Origin of the sequence: Microcystis sp. LEGE 00066 (assembly GCF_015207925.1) — a bacterium.
Taxonomy (GTDB): Bacteria; Cyanobacteriota; Cyanobacteriia; order Cyanobacteriales; family Microcystaceae; genus Microcystis; species Microcystis ichthyoblabe_A.
In genome coordinates, this window is sequence record NZ_JADEVX010000290.1 from 1 (window position 1) to 3,668 (window position 3,668).

Annotated in this window: 3 protein-coding genes; 2 read left to right on the forward strand and 1 reads right to left on the reverse strand. The window is 42.3% G+C overall.

From position 1 onward, the window contains the following. Window positions 1-31: 31 nt before the first annotated feature. A complete protein-coding gene (locus IQ224_RS22540) occupies window positions 32-1,249 on the forward strand; it encodes an ABC transporter permease (protein ID WP_194033514.1) in 1,218 nt (405 codons plus the stop codon). A 210-nt stretch (window positions 1,250-1,459) separates the two neighbouring features. Here IQ224_RS22540 and IQ224_RS22545 read toward each other — a convergent pair whose 3' ends face one another. Next, on the reverse strand, window positions 1,460-1,891 hold the full coding sequence (locus tag IQ224_RS22545) for an NUDIX hydrolase (RefSeq protein ID WP_084989897.1): 432 nt from the start codon (window positions 1,889-1,891) through the stop codon (window positions 1,460-1,462). 230 nt (window positions 1,892-2,121) lie between these two features. On the opposite strand from IQ224_RS22545, the gene IQ224_RS22550 reads away from it, so the two are divergent. Beyond that, window positions 2,122-3,051: an NAD(P)H-dependent glycerol-3-phosphate dehydrogenase gene (locus tag IQ224_RS22550; RefSeq protein ID WP_084989898.1), complete on the forward strand. Its 930-nt coding sequence runs from the start codon at window positions 2,122-2,124 to the stop codon at window positions 3,049-3,051. Window positions 3,052-3,668 lie beyond the last annotated feature (617 nt).

The window sequence follows — 3,668 nt, forward strand, 5'->3', positions numbered from 1 at the left end:
CCCCACACCCCACACCCCACTGATAACTGATATGTTTATCATCGAAAGTTTAAAAATGGCCGTCGCCACCCTAGGGGCCAATAAAGTGCGTAGCGGCCTGACCATGTTAGGAATTATCATCGGTAACGCTTCGGTGGTGGCCATGATCGGTATTGGCCAAGGGGCGCAAACCTTAGCCAATGACCAGTTTGCTAACTTGGGACCCAATACCATTTTTGTGGTGCCGGGGTCGCGACAAGCACGCAATACCACCGTTGATTTACCGAAAACCCTGGTTTTAGCCGATGCTCAGGCGATCGCCGAACAGGTTCCCACCGTCGCCGAAGTCGCCCCAGAAATAAACGCTCGTTTCTTGATTTCCTATCGTAATCGCAACATGACGGCTCTAGTGACGGGAAGCACCCCAGAATACGCTTCTGTCCGCAATTTTACCCTAGAAAAAGGTCGTTTTATCAATAATATCGATCTAGCCCGCAACAAACGGGTAACGGTGATCGGCACGGAAGTGGCAGCGCAACTTTTTCCCACCCAAAATCCCCTCGGTCAACAGCTGCGGATCAAAAATCTCAGTTTTGAGGTGATCGGGATTTTAGAGGCGAAAGGCTCCTTTTTTGGCAATAATCAGGATGAAATGCTGATTATTCCCCTTAGCACCATGAACTCGCAACTGGTGGGCAAAACCGGACCCTACGGTGTCGAGTTGAGTTGGATTAGTCTCACCGCGCGATCGGGGGAGGAAATCCGGGCTGCTAAGTTCCAAATCCAGAATCTCCTGCGTTTACGCCATAAAATCGTCGCTGAGGATGATTTTCGCGTCGAAACTGCTAAACAGATGATCGAAATCTTCGGCACGATTACCCAGGGTCTAACCCTACTTTTGGCTCTAATCGCCGGTATTTCCCTAATTGTCGGTGGTATCGGGGTGATGAATATTATGCTCGTTTCGGTTTCGGAAAGAACTGGGGAAATCGGACTAAGAAAAGCGATCGGAGCCAGAGAACAGGATATTCTCTTACAATTCCTGATTGAATCAACTCTCGTTTCCATCGCTGGCGGTGCGCTTGGTATTCTCGTCGGTGCGGGAGCGATCGTTCTTGTCTCCAGTTTCTCTCCCCTGGCTGCCACTGTTTCCGCCACCGCCGTCATCCTGTCTTTGAGCGTTTCCACGGGTATTGGTCTCTTTTTTGGCGTTTTTCCCGCCTATCGTGCCTCTAAATTGGAGCCGATTGTCGCCCTCAGAAGTGTATAAGCTGCCCGCGCATTAGTAAAGGGATTGGGGGAGATTCAGCTAATCTCAGGATAGGCGGTTAAAATGCGCCTTAGCTTAATTTTTTAACGTTTCCTTAAATCTGTAAATAGACCATTTAATTGATTATTATTTATTCTTAATTCTCCTGACTCCTGACTACTGGCTACTGACTCCTAACCCTAACAACAATTTTTGATTTTTACAAGAGGTCTAATATGTGGGACGGATTTTATAATCCCGATAACGACGATAATCATTGAGGATGCGATCGTGATCAAAGCATAAAGCTTGGGGGAATTCCCAGAGATAAAAAATCCCGACTTTTTTGGCATCATCGGCAGCGATCGGTTTTCCTTTTGCCGTGGCGATAAAAACGATACTAATGGTGTGTTGACGTGGATCGCGGTTAGGATCGGAATAGACGTGAAATTGCTCGATTAACTGCACCTGCAAGCTGATTTCCTCGTAAGCTTCCCGAATTGCCGCCGTTTCCACTGATTCACCGTAGTCCACGAATCCCCCCGGAATTGCCCAACCAAAGGGCGGATTTTTTCTCTCAATTAGTACGATCGGACGGTGGGGCGAGTCGATCAGTTCGATGATAATATCAACAGTAGGGGCAGGATTGCGATAGGTTGTCATTTTTTTCAGTTGTCAGTGAACAGTTAAGTAAGTAGTTATAATTAAATTGAAGATAGATTTTGCCTCTGATCCCCCCTGCCCCCCTTGATAAGGGGGGATCAGACAACTTTTAACACCTACCTACTTATCAGTAATCGGTCAATAATTTCATTTAAGACTCATAACCTTAAAATCGAATCTTTTCTAACCAGTCACTGATCAGGGATCACTAATAAGGAGGAGAATAAAAGTTGTTAGAAAATGCCAAGAAAATTACGGTTATAGGTGGGGGAATTTGGGGACAAACTCTCGCTAATTTGGCTAGACGTAATCACTTAACTGTTAGGGTTTGGTCTCGTCATACTGGGGAAGATTTAGGGGCTATTATAGCAGATACTGATGTAATTATTTCAGCAGTTTCGATTAAAGGAGTTGTTCCCACGATCGAACAATTACAGCAATTACAATTAAATTCTCGCATAATTATCGTCACCGCCACTAAAGGATTAGAGCCAATCACCACTCGTACTCCTTTTCATCTCTGGAATCAAGCTTTTCCCGCTAATCCCCTTGTGGTTCTTTCCGGTCCCAATTTAGCTAAAGAAATTAATCAAGGTTTACCCGCTGCGACGGTGGTAGCAAGTTATCAGCAGAAAGCAGCAATATTGTTACAAAAATTATTATCTGGCGAATCTTTTCGGGTTTATCTGAATAGCGATCCCTTGGGGACTGAGTTAGGTGGCACTCTTAAAAATGTCATGGCGATCGCTTCTGGTGTTTGTGATGGTTTACAGTTAGGTACTAATGCCAAATCTGCTCTATTAACTCGCGCTTTACCGGAAATAATTCGGGTGGGAACTTGTCTAGGAGGTTGTCAAGAAACTTTCTTCGGTTTATCGGGTTTAGGGGATTTATTAGCTACCTGTAATAGTCCTTTATCTCGCAATTATCAAGTGGGTTATCAATTAGCTTTAGGTTTATCTTTGCCAGAAGTTTTGGCGAAATTAGAGGGAACTGCCGAAGGAATAAATACCACAGAAGTTTTGATGAGAATTGCCCAAGAAAAAAATTTATATGTACCGATTACCTGTCAAGTTGATCGTCTTTTGCGCGGGGAAATTTCTCCCCAAGTTGCCGTTTATGAATTAATGCGTCGGGATCTAAAAGCAGAATTTGATTAAGAGACAAGAGATTTTTCATTAAACAGTAATCCGTGAAGGGTTAGGGAGTAGGGAAATGATGCCAAATCTAGTTATAATTCACATTTACCAGAAACGCTATATTCATTTCAATCATTCCGAAATAACTAAATAAACTTCTAATCCTTTTTGACCTTCTTTGTCAAATTTTAAGCCTATTTCAGAATCTTTTATCTCTCTTATTGGAATTCTTCGGCGAGGGGTATTTTTGCCATTTTTATTAATTTGAATACTTTCAATAATAGCATTTTGACATATTTTTTTATTTTCACTGACTAAAAAAACTTTTTTACCAACTTCTAGTCTTTTATTGGGTTCCTGTGGCTCATCTGATATTTTGATAGCGCAAGCTTGTTGCTGTTGATACCAATTGACAACTTTACCGATCTTTTGAAGCTTTCCTATCTTTTTCCAGCAATTCTCATTTTGAAAAAAATTCAGATAAAATTCTCTTATTTAAATAGAGAACTTGTGTAGAAGCATTATTTTTTGACAGATAATTATCATCCAACGCTGGAGATAGACAGGTTTTAAGAACTTTGTCCATGAAAAATCGATTTCAACTCATAAATCTGGATGAAATTCTAACAAAATTTTTA

Coding starts and splice junctions, on each gene's coding strand:
- IQ224_RS22540 (WP_194033514.1), top strand. CDS start 32: ATGTTTATCATCGAAAGTTTAAAAATGGCCGTCGCCACCCTAGGGGCC.
- IQ224_RS22545 (WP_084989897.1), bottom strand. CDS start 1,891: ATGACAACCTATCGCAATCCTGCCCCTACTGTTGATATTATCATCGAA.